Here is a 15764-nt window from a genome sequence, read left to right as displayed (position 1 = left end):
TCAGATCAACTAAGCCTGAACTTCAAGTTCCCGTGGCCAGCCGGAAGATCGGCGACTGGTCGTAGGTGAGGAACCCAGCGATCGCGATCGCGATGCCATAGGGGATTTTCTTGGCGGTCGTCAGCGACGCCGGCAGCGGTATGCCCATGGCAAGCACGGAGTTCGACTGCGAGCGGATGATGAGGATGGCGATGGTCAGAAGGCCGCCAATGAATGAGACCGCAACGAGAAAAACGAGCAAGGAATGGTTGAAGCCGAACCAGACGACGGCGGCGGTCAAAAGCTTCGCATCTCCACCGCCCATGACATTGAACGCGAAGAGACCGAAGCAGCCAGCAAAGACGACGAGACCGGCGACAAGGCTCAGGCCGATATCAGGCCAGGCGAGGCCTGAAAAGGGTGCAAGAACAAGGAAGGCCGCCAGCAGAACCGCAGGGATCCGGTTCGGAATGGTCATGGTGAAGAGGTCGGTGAGCGCAGCGAGGGCAAGGCCGATCGGCAGGATAAAAAATATCACTGCGACAATCATCCTCTTCGCTCCGTTTATTTTTCGAGCTGTATACGTAATATAAGCTGCGTAAAGAAGAGAAAGCCGCCCGATGGGCGGCTTTCTGATTTATAACAAACTTAGCCTTCGGCAGGCGCTTCAGGTGCATGTTTATCAAGTTCCTTCGAAAGGCCGTCGAAGGTAGTATTAAGACTGGTACCAAGAGCACCAGCACCAGCAATAAGCGCGACAGAGATGAGGGCCGCGATCAGGCCATACTCGATGGCAGTCGCACCCGACTCATTCTTCTTAAAACGAGCGAAAATCTTCGACATGGAACTCTCCTAACTCCGATAGTTATCCAGCACTTCCCGCCAACTGTTTGCCGTTGTTCGGATGAGCGGAACCTATATGGAGCGCAATTTCCGGCCGCTTAAGAAAGAACGTTACCGAAAACTTAAAGCCATCACGGCTCGGAAATTGGTTAACGGGAGGCAAAGGGAATGCTTTGAATGCTGCCAGACGGGAGTCGTCTCCGATACTCTCAACAACCCTTCAATTCCCATTGGTTAACATGCTTCACACATGACGATGAGGTATCGATGAACTTCGAAAATATCCAAGAGGAAATATTTAACAAACCGGAAAGCGGGTTCGATCGCCGCATTTAACCACCCGTTCACCATTCCGGCCCATGCTTGAGGCATCGAGCTCATTATCAAAGGCCCTTCCTCATGCTGTTGCAAAGCCTCATGGCCGGACTTCTCGTCCTCGCGGGCGCTGCTACGGTGTCGGCCCAGGACCATGAGGAAGACCTGCTGCGCGTCTTCATGAACCATGCGCGCGTGCTGAAGCTCGACCGTCCCGTGAGCAAGGTGATCGTCGGCAATTCCAATGTCGCGGACGCCACCGTAGCGGATGCGACCACCATCGTGCTCACCGGCCGCAGCTTCGGCGCGACGAACCTCGTGCTCCTCGATGCGGAAGGAAATGCGATCGCCGACGAACGCGTGCTGGTGTCGATCGACGAGGGCAATACCGTGCGCGTCTTCCGCCAGACCGCCCGCTCCATTCTCTCCTGCACGCCCAATTGCGAGCAGCACGCGGAATTCAGCAACACCGCCGCCGCCGCCAATCCGTAATTCTCGCCGGTCACCAACCCCTTCAAATACGAGGGTGGTGGGAAACGGAATTTCAATAAACCCTTCCTAGGATGCTGCCGGGGTTTAAAGGGGCATTCCGTACAGCATCATGGGCAAGAGCCGTGAGATCACGCGCAAGGATAGCGCACCGCGCAGGCGCACGTTGCGGCAGCTCGTTCGCTCGCGCGACGGGGCGGCGGCAATCGAGTTCGCCCTGCTCGCCATTCCCTATTTCCTGATCGTCTTCGCCATCATCGAGACCTTCATCGCCTTCATGGCGGAGCAACTGGTCTCGACCGCTGTCGACAACATGGCGCGCCAGATCAGGATGGGGCAGATCACCTACGGGCTCAACCTCTCCAGCAACAAGGACCGGGACAAATTCCGCGAGGCTTTCTGCGACGAGATATCGATCCTGATCCGATGCAGTGAGGAGGAGATAAAAACCCCTCAAAAGCTTTATCTCGATGTCCGCAGCTTCCCCACCTTCGCCGATATCCCCAAGGAGATACCACGGGTCTCCGACAAGCCCTTCGCCGACCTCGATGCCTTGAACGCAAACCATTATTCCCCCGGCGGGCCGAAATCGATCAACATGGTGCGCGCCTATTACCGCTGGCAGATCATCACCGATCTCGTGCGGCCCTATATCACGACCATCCGGCCGGAAGGGCAGTCCATGCCCACCGATTTCCTGATCGTCGGGACGGCGGCATTCCAGAACGAGGATTATCCGCTGTGACCGAGCCGACCCGAAAGGAAGCCGGATGTCGCGGGATTCTGATGCGGTTGCGAGCGCTCATCGCCGACCGGCGCGGCATGGGCGCGGTGGAATTCGCGCTCGTCGCGCCGCTTCTCCTGATGCTCTACATCACCGTCTTCGAGCTGACGATCGGTTTCAGCGTTTCCAAGCGGGTGTCGCGCGCGGCAACCAGCATCGCCGACCTCGTGACCCAGCAGACAACGGTCAACAAGCCCTATCTCAAGACGATGCTCGACGTCGCCAGAGGCCTCTTCGTGCCCTATGGAACCTCCGGCATCACGATGAAGGTCACCGGTGTGACGATCGATTCCTCCGCCAGCGCCAAGGTCCTGTGGTCCTGGGACCAGAGCGGCGGCAAGCCTTATGCGGCAGGCTCCGCCGTCGCCGTTCCGGAGGGCATGCGGCGTGCCGAGACGTTCCTGGTGCGGGCGGAGGTTTCCGTGCCTCATCAGCTTTTGATGTTCATGCCGGGACTGCTTCCGAGTGCCGTCGAGAACATCACCATCCGGCGCGAATCCTTCTTCCAGCAGCGCCTCGGCAAGGACATCACCTGCTCCGACTGCTGAAAGGCAGCGATACATTGGCCTTTGCCAAGTCCTTTCCCCGACTATATATCCGGTCGAAAATCGATGGCGGCCGATGACGGCCGCAGTTTCAAGCCAGGATGACCTATGGCGCGCGCCTTTCTCTTCGTTCTCGATTCCTTCGGCGTCGGCGGTGCGGGCGACGCCGAAGCCTATGGTGATCTCGGTTCCAATACGCTCGGCCATATCGCCGAGTTCTGCGCCGCGGGGGCTGCCGACCGGACGGGCCTCAGAAGCGGTCCGCTGAAGCTCCCCAACATGTCCTCCCTCGGGCTTCTCGAGATCGCCAAGCTCGCCAGCGGCAACTATCCCGCCGGCATGCCGATGCCCGAGCGGATCTTCGGCCTGCACGGCGCCGCCAACGAGGTGTCGCGAGGCAAGGATACGCCCTCCGGCCATTGGGAGATCGCCGGCACGCCGGTGATGTTCGATTGGGGCTATTTCGCAACCGAGGGCGATGCCTTTCCGCCCGATCTCGTTGAAGCGATCTGCCGCGAGGGGGATATTCCGGGCATTCTCGGCAATTGCCATGCCTCCGGCACCGAAATCATCGCCAGGCTCGGAGAGGAGCATATCCGCACCGGCAAGCCGATCTGCTACACGTCCAGCGACTCCGTCTTCCAGATCGCGGCGCACGAAACCCATTTCGGTCTGGAACGTTTGCTCGAGCTCAGCCTGGTGGTGCGCCGCCTCCTCGACCCGCTGAATATCGGCCGGGTGATCGCTCGCCCCTTCCTCGGCGAGACGGCGGAAACCTTCGAGCGCACCGGCAACCGCCGGGATTTCTCAGTGCCCCCGCCTGAACCCACGCTCCTCGACCGGCTGACGGAAGCGGGCCGGACGGTGCATGCGGTCGGCAAGATCGGCGACATCTTCGCCCACCAGGGCGTCTCGCGCGTCATCAAGGCGAATGGCAATGCGGCGCTGATGCAGGCCACGCTCGCCGCCATGGACGAAGCTGCAGATGGCGACCTCGTCTTCACCAATTTCGTCGATTTCGACATGCTTTACGGCCACCGCCGCGACGTCCCCGGCTATGCCGCGGCGCTGGAAGCCTTCGATCTCGCCCTTCCGGACATCCACCGTCGGCTGAAGCCCGGCGACCTGGTCATTCTCACCGCCGATCACGGCTGCGATCCCACCTGGCGCGGAAGCGACCATACGCGCGAGCGCGTGCCGGTCATGGCGTTCGGTCCGGGCATCCGCTCCCGTTCGATCGGCGTCAGGCCAACTTACGCGGATATCGGCGAAACGGTGGCCGCGCATCTCGGTATTCCTGCCGGCTCGCACGGATGGAGCTTCCTGTGACGGCGCACCTGCTGAAAGCCGAAATCCACTGCCATATAGAAGGGGCGGCGCCACCGGCGCTGGCGCAGGCCCAGGCGAGAAAATACGGCGTCGATACTGGCAGCTTCCTGCGCGGCGGCGCCTATGTCTGGTCGGATTTTGCCGAATTCCTCGCCTGCTACGACAAGGTTGCCTCCCTGTTCAAGACGGACGAAGACTATGCGCTGCTGACGGAGACCTATCTTTGCGAACTCGCCGCGGCGAACACGATCTATAGCGAGGTCATCGTCTCACCGGACCACGGCGACCGCATCGGGCTTGGAGCGGACGCCTATATCGCCGGCATTTCGGCGGGCATCCATACCGCCCGCGAAAACACCGGCATAGAGGCGCGCATCATCGTTACCGGAGAACGGCATTTCGGGCCGGACCGGGTCATCTCCGCGGCCGAATATGCCGCGCGGGCGAAGAACCCGCTGGTCACGGGGTTCAACATGGCCGGCGAAGAGCGCATGGGGAGGGTCGCGGATTATGCCCGCGCCTTCGACATCGCCCGCGAGGCCGGGCTCGGGCTCACCATCCATGCCGGCGAGGTCTGCGGCGCCTTCAGCGTCTCCGACGCGCTCGACCTCGTGAGGCCGTCACGGATCGGCCACGGGGTTCGCGCGATCGAGGATCCGGCGCTCGTGGAGCGGCTTGCCGAACTCGGCACCGTGCTGGAAGTCTGCCCGGGCTCCAACATCGCCCTCAAGGTCTTCCCGGATTTCGCTAGTCACCCGCTGAAGCGGCTGAAGGCAGCGGGCGTGCGCGTCTGCCTGAATTCGGACGATCCGCCCTTCTTCCACACCTCGCTCGCAAGGGAATACGAGATCGCATCGAAGGAAATGGGCTTTTCCGACGCCGAGATCGATGCAATGACGCGCACGGCGGTGGAAGCGGCTTTCCTGGACGAGGACACGCGGGCAAAATTGCTCGCTCGCCTCGACGGCGAGGCCGCGGATGCTGGGGATGAAGCAGTCCACCGCGCCTGATGGCTTGCGTTCGCGGCCATTTCAGGAAAAGAGAAAAGAAACGGAAAGGGAAGCTTCTCATGGAAGGCGTAACGGTCATCGATCATCCGCTGGTGCAGCACAAGCTCACCATCATGCGCAAGAAGGAAACTTCCACCGCCGGCTTCCGGCGTCTGCTGCGCGAGATCTCCACCCTGCTCTGCTATGAGGTGACGCGCGACCTCGAGCTCACCATGGAAACGATCGAGACGCCGATCATGGAAATGCAAGCGCCTGTGCTCGAAGGCAAGAAGCTGGTCTTCGCCTCGATCCTGCGCGCCGGCAACGGGCTTCTCGAAGGCATGCTGGAACTGGTGCCGTCGGCCCGCGTCTCGCATATCGGCGTTTATCGCGATCATGAGACGCTGGAAGCGGTCGAGTATTTCTTCAAGGCGCCGGACAGCATCAATGAGCGCCTCGTCATCGTCGTCGATCCGATGCTCGCAACCGGCAACTCATCGATCGCCGCCATCGACAAGCTCAAGGAACGCGGTGCCCGCAATATCCGCTTCCTCTGCCTGCTTGCCGCCCCCGAGGGTATCGAGAACTTCCGCAAGGTCCATCCGGACGTAAAAATCTATACCGCATCGATCGACAGCCATTTGAACGAGAAGGGCTATATCGTGCCGGGACTGGGCGATGCAGGCGACCGCATGTACGGAACGAAGTAAGCCGGCTGGGTTTTCTTAACCACACTCTCATCGAAGGGCTCGCAGGCACGTTCTGCGAGCCTTTTCTTATGAATTTCCGATTATGAAGTAAGGCGCTACTTCACAAGGGAACGCGCCCATGATCATGCGCAGCCTCGTCTTTGCGGTTGCAACGGCAGCATTGGCCTCGCAGATACCGACGCTGCTGAAGCTCACGGAGCCCGCAAAGCCCGATGCGCCCGCGCAGAACACCAAGGCCGAGCCCATGCAGGTTTCAGCCACACCCGGCTCGGTCGTGCTTCGCGCAGACAGGCGGGTCATTTCAACGGCAGTTTCCGCCTCAACGGCAGGACGGTGGATGGCATGGTCGATACCGGCGCATCGCTGATTGCGATCAACGAAACGACCGCTCGGAAGCTCGGCTTCGGCGCGAACCGCCTCGATTTTCGCCATATCGTGAACACCGCCAATGGCAGGGCGGAAGCCGCTTATGTCGTGCTGGACCGCGTCGAGATCGGTGGCGTGAGGGTAAGGGACGTCGATGCCTTCGTGATGCGGGACAAGGCGCTTTCCTCGACGCTCATCGGCATGAGCTTCATGAAGAAGCTGAAATCCTATCGGGTGGAGAATGGCTCGCTCAAGCTGATCCAGTAGCTCAGCCGATCTTCTGCAGCACGACAGGCGGCACTTCCGGCGGCCGGTCGGCAAGCGTGAAGCAGCCGGCAAGCCTTGCCGCCATCTGCTCGCCGGCATCCCGATCCGAAGCATGAACGAAGGCGATCGGCTCACCTTTCGAAACCTTGCTGCCGAGCGGCAGGATGCCATCAATGCCTACCCGATGGTCTATGGTGTCGGTTGCCCGTTTGCGTCCGCCGCCGAGTTCGATCACTGCCAGACCGACCTCGCGTGTTGAGCAAGCCGAGAGCCAGCCGTCCTCCGCCGCCAGAACCGGCAATACGACCGGGGCAGTTTCCAGATAGACCTCGGGCCGATCAACGAAATCCGCCGGACCGCCGAGCAGATGCACCATGCGGGCGAAGACCTCCATGGCCTGGCCACCCGCGAGCGCATCGCGAGCAGCCGCTTCCGCGGCCCGCGCATCCGGATAGAGCCCGGCCTGCACCAGCATTTCCGCTGCGAGAGCGAAGACGACGGTATCGAGCCGTGTGCCGGCCTTCTTTCCCGCCAAAAAATCCAGGCAGTTCCGCACCTCGAGCGCATTGCCCGCCGCGTCCGCGAGCGGCTGGTTCATGTCGGTCAGAAGAGCGGAGGTCCGCACACCCGCGCGGTTCGCAACCTCCACCAGAGAGCGAGCCAATGTCTCCGCCTCATCGAGGCTTTCCATGAAGGCGCCGCTGCCCAGCTTCACGTCCAGCACGAGGGTTTCAAGGCCTGCCGCAAGCTTCTTGGAAAGAATGGAGGCAGTGATCAGCGGCACGGATTCGACCGTGGCCGTGACATCGCGGATTGCATAAAGGCGCCGGTCGGCGGGCGCAAGATCGGCCGTCTGCCCTATGATGGCGCAGCCCGCCTCCGCTACCGTTTTGCGGAACAACCCATCCCCCGGCGCGATATCGTAGCCCGGAATCGATTGCAGCTTATCGAGCGTGCCGCCCGTGTGGCCAAGACCGCGTCCGGAAATCATCGGTACCGCCAGCCCGCAGGCCGCCGCGATCGGCGCCAGCATCAGCGAAACATTGTCGCCGACGCCGCCGGTCGAGTGCTTGTCGGCCACCGGCCGCCCCACATCGCGCCAATCCAGGACATCGCCGGAATCGCGCATGGCAAGCGTCAGCGCGACCGTTTCTTCCGGAGACATGCCGCGAAAAAACACTGCCATGGCGAAGGCGGCCGCCTGGCTTTCGGAAATCTCTTCGCTCGAAAGCGCGGAGATGAAGGCGGCGATTTCCTCCGTCGCCAGTTCGGCTCCGTCCCGCTTGTGGCGGATGATCTCCTGCGGGATCATCGAGCGCGCTCAGTAACCGGCAGAGACGCGGGCGGAGACACCACCGCCAAGTACTGCCAGGATATCGTCCAGCAGGCTGGATGCACCGAAGCGGAAAGTCGAGGGCATGATCCAGTTCGGCCCCATGATGGTTTCCGCAAGCCTCAGATAGAGATCGGCATCGGCAACCGAACCTATGCCCCCGGCTGGCTTGAAGCCGACGGTCTTCTTCGAATCCCGGATTGCCTGCAGCATGATGTCGGCGGCTTCCAGCGTGGCATTCACCGCCACCTTGCCAGTCGATGTCTTGATGAAATCTGCCCCTCCCGCGATCGCCAGCTCCGAAGCACGGCGGATATGGGCGCTGTCCTTCAATTCCCCGGTTTCGAGAATGACCTTGAGGCAGGCATCCGGGCAAGCGGCCCTGACCGCCTCCACCATACCCGTCACCGCCTGCTCGTCGCCCGCCAGAAAGGCGCGGTAGGGGATCACCAGGTCGATTTCATCGGCACCGTCCGCGATCGCTTGGCCGGTTTCTTCCACGACTGTTTCCACGGGAAGGTCGCCGGAAGGGAAATTCACCACCGTCGCGATGCGAACCGGATGGCCGGCTCCGAGGACTTTCCGAGCATGGGCAACGAAGCGCGGCCAGATGCAGATCGCGGCCGTGTTGCCATAGGGCGTCTGGGCACGGAGGCATAGTTTCTCGATCGCTGCCTCATCGCAGTCGTCACGCAGGTTGGTGAGATCGAGAAGCGAGAGCGCAAAACTCGCGGCCTCGCGCGGCGTGTTGATCTCCATCGTACCTACCTCCCCGGCCGGCGCGCGACCCGGACGAACCGTCAGAGCAGAGTCGGGCGCAATTTACGGAATTGCCGCGACGCGTTGATCTCGGGCGCCACGATCGAGCGGCATAATTTATCGTTCAAACGATTAGAAGCAACCCGCATCGGCGAAGGAGAAGGGCTTATTCTCCCCTCCTTCGGCTTCGCGGCTGATATCCCTAGGCTTTTGCCGACAGCATTTCTTTCAGGATCGCGGCCAAGCGCCGGCCACCGACCGGCGCCATGTCCTTCGTCTCCTCGTGGGAGAGTTCGGCCCCCGTCATTCCGGCGGCATAATTGGTGACGACGGAGGCCGCCGCGACCCGGAGCCCGAAATAGCGCGCCAGGATGACTTCCGGCACCGTCGACATGCCGACCGCATCCGCTCCTAGTGTGCGGGCCATGCGGATCTCTGCCGGGGTTTCGAAGCTCGGGCCGGAAAACCACATATAGACGCCGGAAAGCAGCGGCACGCCGCAACGGATCGCGGCATTGCGCATATCCATCGCCAGCTCCTCGTCATAGGCATTCGTCATGCCGACGAAGCGACGGTCGCCTTCCTCGCCGATCAGCGGGTTCATACCGGAATGGTTTATGTGATCGGTAATCTGCATGACCGAGCCCGGCGGCATATCCTGCCGCAGCGATCCCGCCGAATTGGTGAGGATCAGCGCCTGCACACCGAGGCCCTTCAGGACCTCGATCGGGAAACGCATCGCCTTGGCGTCTCCCTTCTCGTAGTAATGGGCGCGGCCGGACAGCATGATGACGGGCTCGCCTCCGAGGCGCCCGGCAACCAGTTCGCCCGCATGGCCGGTGACCCCGCTCACGGGAAAGCCGGAGAGTTCGGAATAGGAAATGCGCACCGGCTGGGCCACGTCCTCGACCAGCGAGCCGAGGCCGGAACCGAGCACCACGGCATGGCGCGGCACAAGCCCGTTCAATCTTTCCACGAGAAGATCGATGACGTCCTTCATCCGATGACATCCGTTTCGAAGGCGTAGGGTAACAGTTCCGCCATGGTTGCCGTCTTCTGCACGCCCAGATCATCGCAGAGATAGATGCGAGTATCGGCGGAGGCGAACTCGGAAATCTTCTGGCGGCAACCGCCGCAGGGCGTGCAGAGCGGCAGCTTCTCGGCGATCACCGCGAGCTCCACGATCTTCCTTCCCCCACCCATGATCATGGCACCGATCGCCGTGGGCTCGGCGCACCAGCCTTGCGGGAAGGAGAGGTTCTCGATGTTGGCGCCCACATAGACCTTGCCGTCATCCGCCCGGATCGCCGCTCCCACCGGGAACTTCGAATAGGGCGCATAGGCCTTTGCCATGGCGTCGCGCGCGGCTTCGAAAAGATCGTGGGCCATAAGTCAGCGCTCCTTCGTGTAAGGCACCCCGCCGGCCTTCGGGGGGCGGGCGATGCCGATGAAGCCGGCGAGCAGAATACAGGTGAGCACATAGGGCAGCGCCTGGAAGATCTGCACCGGCACTTCGCCGATCCCCGGCACCACCTTGCCCTGCATGAAATTGGCGACCGCATCCAGGAAGCCGAAGAGCAGGCAGGCGAACATAACCGGCACCGGACGCCATTTGGCGAAGATCAGCGCCGCGAGCGCGATATAGCCCTTGCCGGCCGACATATTGTTGATGAAGGCGGCCGATTGCGCAACCGCCAGATAGGTGCCCGCAAAGCCGCATAGGAAACCCGCGAGGATGACCGCGCGATAGCGCATCCACGGCACCGAAATACCGGCCGTATCCACCGCGCCCGGATTCTCGCCGACAGCGCGCAGACGCAGGCCGAAACGGGTACGATAGAGAACCCACCAGGAGAGCGGCACCATGAGGAAGGCGACGTAGGTGAGGATATTGTTGCCGGAAATGACGTTGGCATAGAGCGGGCCGATGAACGGCACCTCCCGCATGGCATCGACGCCGGGCAGGATGATCGGTGCGAAACGCCCCTCGCCCGGCACCTGCGGCGTGCGCCCACCCTGGCCGAACCAGGCCTGGCCGAGCACGATGGTGAGACCGGCGGCCACGAAATTCAACGCCACGCCGGAAACGATCTGGTTGCCGCGGTTGGTGATCGAGGCAAAACCATGGATCAGCGAAAATGCGATCGATACGGCGATGCCGGCAAGAAGGCCGAGCCAGGCATTGCCCGTCACATAGGCGACGCAGGCGGAGGCGAAGGCGGAGGCGAGCATCTTGCCTTCGAGCCCGATGTCGAAGATCCCGGCGCGCTCGGAAAATAGCCCCGCAAGTGCAGTGAAGAGCAGCGGGATGGAGAGCCGGACAGCCGAACCGAGGATGCTGACGAGGATATCGAAGAATTCCATGGCCTCATTTCCCCGTGAACTGCTGGTAGAGCCGCACCATGGCTGGGCGCAGCATGTATTCCAGCGCGCCGGCGAAAAGGATCACGAGACCCTGGATGACCACAATCATGTCGCGGGTGATGTTCGGCATCTCGAAGGAAAGATCGGCGCCGCCCTGATAGAGAATGCCGAAAAGCAACGCGGCGAAAAGAATGCCGACGGGATGGCTGCGGCCCATCAACGATACCGCGATGCCGACGAAGCCGGCGCCCGCCACGAATTCCACCTGCAGACGCGCGGAAGCGCCCATCACCACGTTGAGCGCCATCATGCCAGCGAGCGCTCCGGAAATCAGCATGGCCACGATGACCGTGCGGACATAGGGAACGCCGGCATAGACGGCGGCAGTCGGGCTGATGCCCAGCGTACGCATTTCATAGCCGAGCTTCGTTCGCCAGATCAGCACCCAGACGAGGAAGCACATGACGAGCGCTATGACGAAGGAGACGTTGAACGGCGCCGGTCCAAGCCTCAGCCCGAACAGCGCCATCAGCCAGTCGAGCTTGGGCAACTGCCCGCCCGGCAGAAAAGTGCGGGTTTCCGGCGCCATCTTGCCCGGCACGATGAAGACGTTGACGAGCAGATAGACCATCAGCGCCGCAGCGATGAAATTGAACATGATCGTCGTGATGACGATATGGCTGCCGCGCTTGGCCTGCAGCCAGGCCGGAATGAACGCCCAGGCCGCGCCGAAGATCGCCGCGCCGGCGATGGCGAACGGCATGGTCACGTACCACGGCACATAACGATCGAGCGCAAGCGCTACGAGCGCCGCACCCAGCCCGCCGATATAGGCCTGCCCTTCCGAGCCGATGTTGAAGAGGCCGGCATGGAAGGCGACGGCCACCGAAAGGCCCGTGAAGATGAAGCTCGTCGCATAGAACAGCGTGAAACCAATGGCATCCCCGCGGCCGAGCGCGCCCTGCACGAGGAACTTCAGCGCTTCGAACGGATTTTCGCCGATCGACCAGATGACAAGACCGGAGAAGAAGAAAGCGAGCATGAGATTGATAAGCGGGATCACCCCATAGGAAATCCACGCCGGGAGCGGAACGGAGGCCGTGCTCATCGAAAATCCGCCGTCCCCGCAATCATGCGGTCCTTCACCATGCCCCCTGCACGCATTCCATACTCCAAACCAGAACCCTCACGTCCCTGTCGCATCACGCCGCGATACCCGCCATCATCAGCCCGAGCGTCTGCTCGCCCGCATCCGCTTCCTTCTCTCCCACGATCTTTCCGGCAAACATAACCAGGATGCGGTCGGAGAGCGACCTGACCTCATCGAGTTCCACCGAAACGAGAAGGATCGCCTTGCCGGCATCACGCATCTCGATGATGCGGCGGTGGATGAACTCGATCGCGCCGATATCGACGCCGCGCGTGGGCTGGCCGATTATCAACATTTTCGGATCGCGCTCTATCTCTCGCGCCACGACGATCTTCTGCTGGTTGCCGCCGGAGAAATTCGCGGTCTTGAGCCGAGGGTTCGGGGGGCGGATATCGTATTTGGCGATCTTCTCCTCGGCATCCTTGCGAATCGCCTCCAGATCGAGCAACGCGCCTTTGCCGTATTGCTCGTTTCGGTGATAGCCGAGGATCGAATTCTCATATTCCTCGAACTTCAGCACCAGGCCCATGTGGTGTCGGTCTTCCGGGATATGGGCAAGCCCCAGATCGCGCAGGCGCGCCGGATCCACATTGGCCGCCGGCTGACCGTCGATGAAGATTTCACCGGACGTCGGCTTGCGGATGCCGGCGATCGCCTCGAGAAGCTCGGACTGGCCGTTGCCGGCCACGCCAGCGATGCCGACGATCTCGCCCGCCCGCACATCGAAGGAGACGTCATCGACCATGGTGACGCCGCGGCTGTCCTTCACCGTCAGGTTACGGACGGAGAGCAGGACCGGGCCGGGCTTGGCTTCACCCTTTTCCACGCGCAGCAGCACGCGGCGGCCGACCATCAGCTCGGCCAGTTCCTCGACCGTGGTTTCGGCCGTCTTGCGGGTCGCCACCATCTCGCCTCGGCGCATGACGGAGACCGTGTCGGTGATCGCCATGATTTCGCGCAGCTTGTGGGTGATGAGAATGATCGTCTTGCCCTGGTCGCGCAGCACGCGCAGGACCTTGAAGAGATGATCGGCTTCCGCCGGGGTCAACACGCCGGTCGGCTCGTCGAGAATGAGGATTTCGGCGCCCCGATAGAGCGCCTTCAGGATTTCCACCCGCTGCTGCCGGCCGACCGGCAGTTCCTCGATCACCGCATCCGGATCGACCTCGAGGCCGTAATCGTCCTCCAGCCGCTTCAGCTCCTTGCGGGCGCTTGCGACTCCCTTCGCCAGAAGCTGGCCGCTCTCGGCGCCGAGCATGACATTTTCCAGCACGGTGAAATTCTCCACCAGCATGAAGTGCTGATGGACCATGCCTATGCCGGCGGCGATCGCCGCTTGGCTGTCGCGGATCGCGACCGGCTTGCCGAAGATGCGGATCTCGCCCTCATCGGCATGATAAAAGCCGTAGAGGATCGACATCAGCGTCGATTTGCCGGCCCCATTCTCGCCGATGATGCCGTGGATCGAACCCTTGGCCACCGTCAGATTGATGTTCTTGTTGGCGTGCACAGCGCCGAATTTCTTGTCGATGCCGACAAGCTCGATAGCTGGCTCCTTGGAAGGTCCGAGGCTCAATGATCCGCCTTTCCGCATATGAAAAAGGGCGCATGGCGATTCAGATTCACCATGCGCCCCTTAAAGCAGGCCTTAATTCGGGCAGGAATTATCCGACATGTAGTCGTGCACCTTGACCGTGCCGGCGACGATGTCGGCCTTGGCCTTGTCGACCGCAGCCTGCATCTCGGCCGTGATCAGCGACTTGTTGTTGTCGTCGATCGCCGCCGAGACGCCGTCTTCCTTGATCCCGAGCGCCTGGACGCCGGGCGTGAACTTGTCGCCCTGGGTATCCTTGTAGGCATTATAGACGGCGAGATCGACGCGCTTGACCATGGAGGTCAGCACCTTGCCGGGATGCAGGTGGTTCTGGTTGGAATCCACGCCGATCGAGAACTTGCCGTTGTCGGCGGCGGTCTGCAGCACGCCGAGGCCACTTGCACCAGCTGCCGCGTAGATCACGTCGGCGCCCTGATCGATCTGGTTCTTGGTGAGCTCACCCGCACGCACCGGATCGTTCCAGGCCGCACCCGTGGTGCCGACCATGTTCTGGAAAATCTGCGCGTCGGCCTTGGCGGCTTTCACGCCCTGCACGTAGCCACAGGCGAACTTGCGGATCAGCGGGATATCCATGCCGCCGACGAAGCCGAACTTGCCGGTCTTGGACGCCATGCCGGCGAGCAGGCCGACCAGATAGGAGCCTTCCTCTTCCTTGTAGACGACGGAGCGGACGTTCGGCAGATCGACCACCGAATCGACGATGACGAATTTGGTATCCGGATACTCTGCCGCGACCTTTTCCATCGCCGAAGTCCAGGCGAAGGAGACGGCGACGACCGGGTTGAAGCCGCGGCTCGCGAAGTTGCGAATCGCCTGCTCGCCCTGCGTGTCGCTGGTCGGCTCGAAATCACGATAGTCGATGCCGGTTTCCGCCTTGAACTTCTCGGCGCCGGCATGAGCCGCTTCGTTGAAGGATTTGTCGAATTTGCCGCCCGTGCCATAGACCAGCGCCGGCTGAACTTCCGCGGCAAACGCGGTCGCCGACATTGCGGCCAAGGCAAAAAGACTGAGTAGGGTTTTCTTCATCGTGCAGCCCTGTTTTTTTAACTGTTAGGTCCTCCCGCAAGCCCGTTGACCGGGTATTTTGCGGCTACCGCCCCTCTTCGAAGGCTTGGCTTTGCGCACTCTTGCATGGGTTCTGGAAAATTTCACCAGATTTTTTTCAGTTGGTAAAAAACGATCATCCTGCTCAAAACTTCAACAAAAAAGCCGCGGGACTGATTAAATCCGCGGCTTCGAAGTACATTTTCGTCGCTCGTCTTTCAACCCACCGGGCAAGAGACGCCGGTTCCCTTGAGACCGCAATAGCCGCCGGGATTCTTGGCGAGATATTGCTGGTGATAATCCTCGGCATAGTAGAACTCCCCGACTGGGGCGATCTCCGTGGTTATACGCAGGCTCCGGCCAGACGCGTCCAGCGCCGTCTGAAAGGCGTCGAGCGCGGCCCTCGCCTCGGCCTCCTGCTCCGACGTCGTGGTATAGATGGCGGAACGGTAGGTGGTGCCGATGTCATTGCCCTGGCGCATGCCTTGAGTCGGATCGTGCTCCTCGAAGAAGACCTTCAGCAACTGCCCGTAGCTGACTTCCTTCGGATCGAAGACGACCTTCACGATCTCGGCATGGCCGGTGAGGCCGGTGGTAGTCTCATGATAGGTCGGGTTCGGCGTGAGCCCGCCGGAATAGCCCACGGCCGTGACGTGGACGCCGGGGATCTTCCAGAACAGCCGCTCTGCGCCCCAGAAGCAACCCATGCCGAAATAGGCCACTTCCGACCCCTCCCGATAGGGGCCCTTGAGGGAGCGGCCATTGACGAAATGGTGTTCCGAGGTCGGGATCGGCGCCGCCCGTCCCGGCAGCGCGGTTTCAGCCGTCGGCATGACCGTCTTCTTGCTGAGCATATCGATTACGAACATCTTTTCCTCCAAGC

The 15764-nt window shown here is 61.6% G+C and carries 17 protein-coding genes and 1 pseudogene; 7 read left to right on the top strand and 11 right to left on the bottom strand.

Annotated elements, in window-relative coordinates:
* Nucleotides 1–22: 22 nt before the first annotated feature.
* Together ACE04I_RS04570 and ACE04I_RS04565 are read right to left on the bottom strand one after the other, a co-directional pair.
* Nucleotides 23–529, bottom strand: a complete 507-nt coding sequence (locus ACE04I_RS04570; protein ID WP_046793941.1) for an A24 family peptidase — start codon at nucleotides 527–529, stop codon at nucleotides 23–25.
* A gap of 98 nt (nucleotides 530–627) precedes the next feature.
* Nucleotides 628–822, bottom strand: coding sequence for a Flp family type IVb pilin (locus ACE04I_RS04565; protein ID WP_046793940.1), 195 nt, complete (start codon nucleotides 820–822; stop codon nucleotides 628–630).
* Nucleotides 823–1239: 417 nt separating this feature from the next.
* Between ACE04I_RS04565 and ACE04I_RS04560 the strand changes: the two genes are divergently transcribed.
* The 7 genes and pseudogenes from ACE04I_RS04560 to ACE04I_RS04530 all read left to right on the top strand — a co-directional run bounded on the left by ACE04I_RS04560 (nucleotide 1240) and on the right by ACE04I_RS04530 (nucleotide 6616).
* Nucleotides 1240–1629: a pilus assembly protein N-terminal domain-containing protein gene (locus ACE04I_RS04560; protein ID WP_137326623.1), complete on the top strand. Its 390-nt coding sequence runs from the start codon at nucleotides 1240–1242 to the stop codon at nucleotides 1627–1629.
* Nucleotides 1630–1738: 109 nt separating this feature from the next.
* Nucleotides 1739–2371, top strand: a complete 633-nt coding sequence (locus ACE04I_RS04555) for a TadE/TadG family type IV pilus assembly protein (protein ID WP_046793938.1) — start codon at nucleotides 1739–1741, stop codon at nucleotides 2369–2371.
* 41 nt (nucleotides 2372–2412) lie between these two features.
* Entirely contained in the window at nucleotides 2413–2958 is a 546-nt protein-coding gene (locus ACE04I_RS04550) for a TadE/TadG family type IV pilus assembly protein (RefSeq protein WP_046794312.1), read from the top strand.
* Between the two features lie 105 nt (nucleotides 2959–3063).
* Nucleotides 3064–4284: a phosphopentomutase gene (locus ACE04I_RS04545; RefSeq protein WP_487206695.1), complete on the top strand. Its 1221-nt coding sequence runs from the start codon at nucleotides 3064–3066 to the stop codon at nucleotides 4282–4284.
* Nucleotides 4281–5294 carry an adenosine deaminase gene (locus tag ACE04I_RS04540; RefSeq protein ID WP_487206694.1) on the top strand — a complete coding sequence of 338 codons (1014 nt, stop codon included), beginning with the start codon at nucleotides 4281–4283 and terminating at the stop codon, nucleotides 5292–5294. The genes ACE04I_RS04545 and ACE04I_RS04540 overlap by 4 nt, the downstream gene beginning before the upstream one ends.
* Nucleotides 5295–5353: 59 nt before the next feature.
* A complete protein-coding gene (gene upp, locus ACE04I_RS04535) occupies nucleotides 5354–5983 on the top strand; it encodes a uracil phosphoribosyltransferase (RefSeq protein ID WP_046793935.1) in 630 nt (209 codons plus the stop codon).
* Between the two features lie 118 nt (nucleotides 5984–6101).
* Nucleotides 6102–6616 (top strand): annotated as a pseudogene (locus tag ACE04I_RS04530) (TIGR02281 family clan AA aspartic protease).
* Between the two features lies 1 nt (nucleotide 6617).
* Here the strand turns inward: ACE04I_RS04530 and deoA are convergent.
* The 9 genes from deoA to msrA form a co-directional block, all read right to left on the bottom strand.
* Nucleotides 6618–7928: a thymidine phosphorylase gene (deoA, locus tag ACE04I_RS04525; RefSeq protein ID WP_487206693.1), complete on the bottom strand. Its 1311-nt coding sequence runs from the start codon at nucleotides 7926–7928 to the stop codon at nucleotides 6618–6620.
* A 9-nt stretch (nucleotides 7929–7937) separates the two neighbouring features.
* Nucleotides 7938–8708: a deoxyribose-phosphate aldolase gene (deoC, locus tag ACE04I_RS04520; protein ID WP_487206692.1), complete on the bottom strand. Its 771-nt coding sequence runs from the start codon at nucleotides 8706–8708 to the stop codon at nucleotides 7938–7940.
* A gap of 202 nt (nucleotides 8709–8910) precedes the next feature.
* Nucleotides 8911–9708, bottom strand: coding sequence for a purine-nucleoside phosphorylase (locus ACE04I_RS04515; protein ID WP_487206691.1), 798 nt, complete (start codon nucleotides 9706–9708; stop codon nucleotides 8911–8913).
* Nucleotides 9705–10097 carry a cytidine deaminase gene (locus tag ACE04I_RS04510; RefSeq protein WP_487206690.1) on the bottom strand — a complete coding sequence of 131 codons (393 nt, stop codon included), beginning with the start codon at nucleotides 10095–10097 and terminating at the stop codon, nucleotides 9705–9707. Before ACE04I_RS04510 ends, ACE04I_RS04515 begins: the two co-directional genes overlap by 4 nt.
* Nucleotides 10098–10100: 3 nt before the next feature.
* The gene (locus tag ACE04I_RS04505) at nucleotides 10101–11072 is read right to left on the bottom strand and encodes an ABC transporter permease (RefSeq protein WP_487206689.1); all 972 of its coding nucleotides are present in this window, start codon (nucleotides 11070–11072) and stop codon (nucleotides 10101–10103) included.
* Nucleotides 11073–11076: 4 nt separating this feature from the next.
* A complete protein-coding gene (locus ACE04I_RS04500; RefSeq protein ID WP_487206688.1) occupies nucleotides 11077–12180 on the bottom strand; it encodes an ABC transporter permease in 1104 nt (367 codons plus the stop codon).
* A gap of 94 nt (nucleotides 12181–12274) precedes the next feature.
* Nucleotides 12275–13816, bottom strand: coding sequence for an ABC transporter ATP-binding protein (locus ACE04I_RS04495; protein WP_487206687.1), 1542 nt, complete (start codon nucleotides 13814–13816; stop codon nucleotides 12275–12277).
* A gap of 54 nt (nucleotides 13817–13870) precedes the next feature.
* Nucleotides 13871–14863, bottom strand: a complete 993-nt coding sequence (locus ACE04I_RS04490) for a BMP family lipoprotein (RefSeq protein ID WP_046793926.1) — start codon at nucleotides 14861–14863, stop codon at nucleotides 13871–13873.
* A gap of 236 nt (nucleotides 14864–15099) precedes the next feature.
* Nucleotides 15100–15750: a peptide-methionine (S)-S-oxide reductase MsrA gene (gene msrA / locus ACE04I_RS04485; protein ID WP_487206686.1), complete on the bottom strand. Its 651-nt coding sequence runs from the start codon at nucleotides 15748–15750 to the stop codon at nucleotides 15100–15102.
* Between the last annotated feature and the right edge of the window lie 14 nt (nucleotides 15751–15764).

The organism is Rhizobium moroccans (genome assembly GCF_057559155.1).
This window is presented reverse-complemented; position numbering and strand designations above follow the sequence as displayed.

What these genes read in the sequence shown, in the direction of transcription:
- msrA (WP_487206686.1), bottom strand. Translation starts at nt 15,750, where the DNA reads ATGTTCGTAATCGATATGCTCAGCAAGAAGACGGTCATGCCGACGGCT.
- ACE04I_RS04560 (WP_137326623.1), top strand. Translation starts at nt 1,240, where the DNA reads ATGGCCGGACTTCTCGTCCTCGCGGGCGCTGCTACGGTGTCGGCCCAG.
- ACE04I_RS04500 (WP_487206688.1), bottom strand. Translation starts at nt 12,180, where the DNA reads ATGAGCACGGCCTCCGTTCCGCTCCCGGCGTGGATTTCCTATGGGGTG.
- ACE04I_RS04490 (WP_046793926.1), bottom strand. Translation starts at nt 14,863, where the DNA reads ATGAAGAAAACCCTACTCAGTCTTTTTGCCTTGGCCGCAATGTCGGCG.
- ACE04I_RS04565 (WP_046793940.1), bottom strand. Translation starts at nt 822, where the DNA reads ATGTCGAAGATTTTCGCTCGTTTTAAGAAGAATGAGTCGGGTGCGACT.
- ACE04I_RS04555 (WP_046793938.1), top strand. Translation starts at nt 1,739, where the DNA reads ATGGGCAAGAGCCGTGAGATCACGCGCAAGGATAGCGCACCGCGCAGG.
- ACE04I_RS04505 (WP_487206689.1), bottom strand. Translation starts at nt 11,072, where the DNA reads ATGGAATTCTTCGATATCCTCGTCAGCATCCTCGGTTCGGCTGTCCGG.
- ACE04I_RS04515 (WP_487206691.1), bottom strand. Translation starts at nt 9,708, where the DNA reads ATGAAGGACGTCATCGATCTTCTCGTGGAAAGATTGAACGGGCTTGTG.
- ACE04I_RS04495 (WP_487206687.1), bottom strand. Translation starts at nt 13,816, where the DNA reads ATGCGGAAAGGCGGATCATTGAGCCTCGGACCTTCCAAGGAGCCAGCT.
- upp (WP_046793935.1), top strand. Translation starts at nt 5,354, where the DNA reads ATGGAAGGCGTAACGGTCATCGATCATCCGCTGGTGCAGCACAAGCTC.
- ACE04I_RS04510 (WP_487206690.1), bottom strand. Translation starts at nt 10,097, where the DNA reads ATGGCCCACGATCTTTTCGAAGCCGCGCGCGACGCCATGGCAAAGGCC.
- deoA (WP_487206693.1), bottom strand. Translation starts at nt 7,928, where the DNA reads ATGATCCCGCAGGAGATCATCCGCCACAAGCGGGACGGAGCCGAACTG.
- ACE04I_RS04550 (WP_046794312.1), top strand. Translation starts at nt 2,413, where the DNA reads ATGCGGTTGCGAGCGCTCATCGCCGACCGGCGCGGCATGGGCGCGGTG.
- ACE04I_RS04545 (WP_487206695.1), top strand. Translation starts at nt 3,064, where the DNA reads ATGGCGCGCGCCTTTCTCTTCGTTCTCGATTCCTTCGGCGTCGGCGGT.
- ACE04I_RS04570 (WP_046793941.1), bottom strand. Translation starts at nt 529, where the DNA reads ATGATTGTCGCAGTGATATTTTTTATCCTGCCGATCGGCCTTGCCCTC.
- deoC (WP_487206692.1), bottom strand. Translation starts at nt 8,708, where the DNA reads ATGGAGATCAACACGCCGCGCGAGGCCGCGAGTTTTGCGCTCTCGCTT.